This window comes from Hydrogenophaga intermedia, assembly GCF_000723405.1.
Lineage (GTDB): Bacteria > Pseudomonadota > Gammaproteobacteria > Burkholderiales > Burkholderiaceae_C > Hydrogenophaga > Hydrogenophaga intermedia.
The window spans coordinates 1-4,073 of sequence record NZ_CCAE010000101.1; the positions used below are offsets into that span (position 1 = coordinate 1).

The 4,073-nt window shown below is 72.8% G+C and carries 4 protein-coding genes; all 4 read right to left on the reverse strand.

What is annotated here, in order from left to right; genetic code table 11:
* Positions 1 to 82 precede the first annotated feature (82 nt).
* A complete protein-coding gene (locus BN948_RS25135) occupies positions 83 to 871 on the reverse strand; it encodes an enoyl-CoA hydratase-related protein (protein ID WP_009517872.1) in 789 nt (262 codons plus the stop codon).
* The gene (locus BN948_RS25140) at positions 864 to 2,684 is read right to left on the reverse strand and encodes an acyclic terpene utilization AtuA family protein (RefSeq protein WP_009517873.1); all 1,821 of its coding nucleotides are present in this window, start codon (positions 2,682 to 2,684) and stop codon (positions 864 to 866) included. The genes BN948_RS25135 and BN948_RS25140 overlap by 8 nt, the downstream gene beginning before the upstream one ends.
* The gene (locus BN948_RS25145) at positions 2,681 to 3,697 is read right to left on the reverse strand and encodes an NAD(P)H-dependent flavin oxidoreductase (RefSeq protein ID WP_009517874.1); all 1,017 of its coding nucleotides are present in this window, start codon (positions 3,695 to 3,697) and stop codon (positions 2,681 to 2,683) included. The genes BN948_RS25140 and BN948_RS25145 overlap by 4 nt, the downstream gene beginning before the upstream one ends.
* A partial coding sequence (locus tag BN948_RS25150) for a citrate/2-methylcitrate synthase (RefSeq protein ID WP_035624771.1) occupies positions 3,690 to 4,073 on the reverse strand: 384 nt, incomplete at its 5' end. The genes BN948_RS25150 and BN948_RS25145, both read right to left, overlap by 8 nt.

The following is a 4,073-nucleotide window of genomic DNA, read 5'->3' on the forward strand; positions in this document are numbered from 1 at the left end:
GGGTGGGGGTCAATGGGGGCAGGTCGTCGTCGGTCACGGCGGCGAGTGTAGGTGCGGGACCCGGGCGTCCCGGGCGCCGCGCTCAGCGCCAGACCGGTTCGCGCTTCTGCTGAAAGGCCGCGAGGCCTTCGCGCGCGTCTTCCGTGCTCACCATCGTGGGCACCATGGCCTGCGCGTACTCCTGCGCCTGTTCCAGCGTCATGTCGCGCATGGCGTTGAAGGCCTGCTTGCCCAGGCGCAGCGCGGCGGGCGAACGCCCCACGGTGCGCGCCAGCAGCCAGTCCAGTTTCGCATCCAGCTCGGCGCGCGGCACCACGTAGTTCACCACGCCCAGTTCGAACGCGCGCGCCGCGCCGATGGGCTCGCCGGTGATGCACATCTCCATCAGCGCGCGCGGCGCCAGCACGCGCTGCATGGCGGGCAGGATCATCATGGGCGTGAGGCCGATCTTGCTTTCCGGCGTGCCGAACAGCGCGTCGTCCGCGGCCACCGCCATGTCGCAAGCGCACAGCAGGCCGAAGCCGCCCGCCAGCGCGTGGCCGTTCACGCGCGCGACGATGGGCAGGCCGCAGGCCTGCATCGTGCGGAACAGCGCCACCAGGTAGTGGCGCGGGCGCGAGTAGTCCACGTCGAAGGGGCTGCCCGCGCCGCGCTGCTGCAGGTCGGCGCCGGCGCAGAAGGCCTTGTTGCCCGCGCCGGTGATCACGATTACGCGGCAGCCGGGGTCGGCCTGCGCGGCGGCGATGCCGTCGCCGAGCTGGCGCACCACGTCTTCGTTCAGCGCGTTGCGCCGCGCCTCGCGGTTGATGGTCAGCCACATCGCGGCGCCGCGCCGCTCGGTTGTCACCCCGGTCGGGTCCGGTTCATCCATGCGTGTCTCCATCGAGCAGTTCGGGCAGCCAGGCCTGGGGCACGTCCACCAGCATGTCCAGCAGCATCTGGGCGTGTGCCTTGCCTTGCGGGTCGAAGCGCAGCGAGGCCACGCCGCCGCCGCCCAGGGCCTGGTGCATCAGGAAGTTCAGGCCGTGCAGGCCCGGCCAGTCGAAGCGTTCCACCGGCCCGCGCACCAGGTGCGCGAACCAGGCCTTCACGCGCTCGGGGGTTAGCTGCTCGCGCAGCAGCGGCAGCGCCTCGGGCCGGCGCGCCATCACCGCCACGTTGGACAGGTCGCCCTTGTCGCCACTGCGCGCATAGGCGATGGCGGCGAGCGGCACGCGCACGCTGGGGCCAGCGGGGCGCGGCGCGGCGGTGTCGTCGGTGGCCACGGGGCGCGGCGCGGGGTCGTCGAGCGACGCCGACCAGGGCGCGTCCGCCGCCGCGCCATCGCCCACCACCACGCGCACTGGCACGCGCGCCTTGTCGAGCAGGAAGGAGTACAGCCGCACCACGGGCTGCACCTTGGGCCGCCCGCCGTGCGCGCCCGCCACGCCCTGCACGGTGCCGGTGGCGGCTGGGAACACCTCGCCCGCCAACACCTCCAGCGCGCGCGCCTGCGGGTGGCGCGCCGCGAGCTTGAGCACCACCTCGCGCGGCGTGGTGCCGCTGGCGTGCGGGCCGTAGCCGTCCTCCGCGCCCAGCACCTCGATCGAGGTTTCGCTGAAGGCGCCCAGGTGCTCGCGCATCAGCACCCGCGCGCTGCGCGCCAGGATGGCCTCGCCCACCGCATGGGCCTTGGCGGCCGCCTCGCGCCCGCGCACCAGCAGGGTGGCGATGCAGCGGTGGCCGTCGGTCCAGGTGGCGCTCACCTTCACCAGTGGGCCGGGGGCGCGCCCGCGCGCGCCGCTCACGGCCACGCGGTCGGAGCCCTGCTGCGTCACGCGCACCTGCGACCAGTCGCAGCACACGTCGGGCAGGTAGTAGGCGCGCGGGTCGCCCACTTCGTAGGCGATCTGCTCGCTCACCGTCGCCACGTTCACGGCGCCGCCCGTGCCCTCGGGCTTGCTCACGGTGAAGGAGCCGTCGGCGTGGCACTCGGCGATCGGAAAACCGATGTCGTCCCAACCGTCCTGCAGCGCCTGCCAGTCGGTGGAGAAGCCGCCCGTGCACTGCGGCCCGCATTCGATGACGTGGCCCGCGAGCGAGCCGGCCGAGAGCAGCTCGTGGTGGTGCGCGCGCCAACCGAATTCGTGGATCAGCGGGCCCAACACCAGCGCGCTGTCCACGCAGCGGCCGGTGACCACGATCTGCGCGCCCGCCGCCAGCGCCTGGGCGATGGGGAAGGCGCCCAGGTAGGCGTTGGCCGAGACCAGGGCCGCCGGCAGCGGCTCGCCGCTGGCCATCTCGCGCACGCCCGCAGCGCGCAGTGCGTCGGTTCGGTCCATCAGGTCGTCGCCCAGCACGGCGGCCACCGTCAGGGCCACGCCCTGCGCGGCCAGTTCCTTCTCGATCGCGGCCTTGCAGGCCTCGGTGTTCACGCCGCCCGCGTTCACGATCAGCTTGATGCCCTGTTCGGCAATTTGCTTCGCGAAGGGCCGCACCACGTGGGTGATGACGTCGGGCACGTAGCCGGCCTGCGGGTTCTTCGCGCGCACCCGCGCGAGGATGGACATGGTGACCTCGGCCAGGTAGTCGAGCATCAGGTAGTCGAGCTGGCCGCGTTCGATGAGCTGGCGCGGGCCCTCGGGCGTGTCGCCCCAGAAGCCGCCGCCGCAGCCGATGCGGATGGTCTTGGAATCAACGCTCATGCCAGGCTCGCCGCGTCGCAGCGCTGCGCGTCCAGCCGCGCCAGCGCGGCGGCGATCTCCTCCTCCAGCCGCGCCGTGATGGCCGCGAAGGGCTCGATGCGGTCGGCGAAGGTGACGGCCTGCCCCAGGGAGATGAGGCCGTGCGTGGCGTCGCCCGAGGCGTAGGCCGCGCGGCCCAGCTTGCCGGTGATGTGCGGCATCAGCTCGGCCAGGCCCGCGCCCTCGCGCTCCATCTGCGCCACGGTGCGCGTGGTCTCGTTGGCCAGCGCACGCGAGGTGTTGTTCAGGCTCTGCATCACCAGCGCGGTGGCGGTTTCGTCGGCGGCCACCAGGCGTTCCTTGTAAGCGCGGTGCGCCCAGGCCTCTTCGGCCACCAGGAAGCGCGTGCCCATGGCCACCCCGTCCACGCCCAGCGCCAGCGCGGCCACGATCTGCTCGCCCGTGCCGATGCCGCCGCCGATGACGGTGGGAATGGTGATGGCGCGCGCCAGCAGCGTGGCCTGCACCAGCGTGCCCACCAGGTCGGCCGCCGGGTGGCCACCGGCCTCGGCGCCCACCAGGCAGACCGCGTCCACGCCCAGCTTCTGCGCCGACAGCGCGTGCCGCAGCGTGGGCACTTTGTGCATGTGCTTCACGCCGGCCTGTCGCAGCAGCGGCAGGTGCAGTTGCGGGTTGCGTCCGGCGGTCTCCACGAAGGGCACGCGCTCCTCGGCGATCACCTCCACCAGTTCTTCCATGCGCTCGTGCGGCTGCGGCACCGGCAGCATCGACAGGTTCACGCCGAAGCGGTCGCTGCCGCACAGGTCGCGGCAGCGGCGGATCTCGTCGCGCACCGCGTCGGGTGAGGCGAAGGAGCGCGCGGTGATGAAACCCATGGTGCCGGCGCGCACGGCCGCGCTCACGTAGCTCGCGTCCGATATCCACTGCAGGCCCGCCGCCAAGATGGGCAGGCGGATGCCGAACAGCTCGGTGATGCGCGTGCGGAAAGGGCCGGGTGCGGCGTGTTCAGCCATGCTTCGCTCCCGCGCGTTGGGGCAGCGCGTTGCGCGGGTCTTGCGAGAGCACCAGGTCCCAGATCTGCTGGCCTGTGGGGGCCGAGCGCTCTTCCAGTACGTGCGCGATCAGCCCCGCGCTGCGGCCGATCAGGCCCAGGCCGCGCGCCATCAACGGGTCCAGGCCCATGGCCGCGAAGATCGCGCCCACGCCGCCGGCGGCGTTGATGGGCAGCGCGCGGCCCACTTCTTCCTTCAGCACGGCGGGCCCGGCCCCCATCAACCGCCAGTGGCGCCCGTAGTAGCCGTTGGCCTTGGACACCGCGGCCAGTGTGGGGATGCGCGGGTCGCCGTCCACGTGGATGGGGTGGCCCACGTCTCTTTTACACACCTGAAG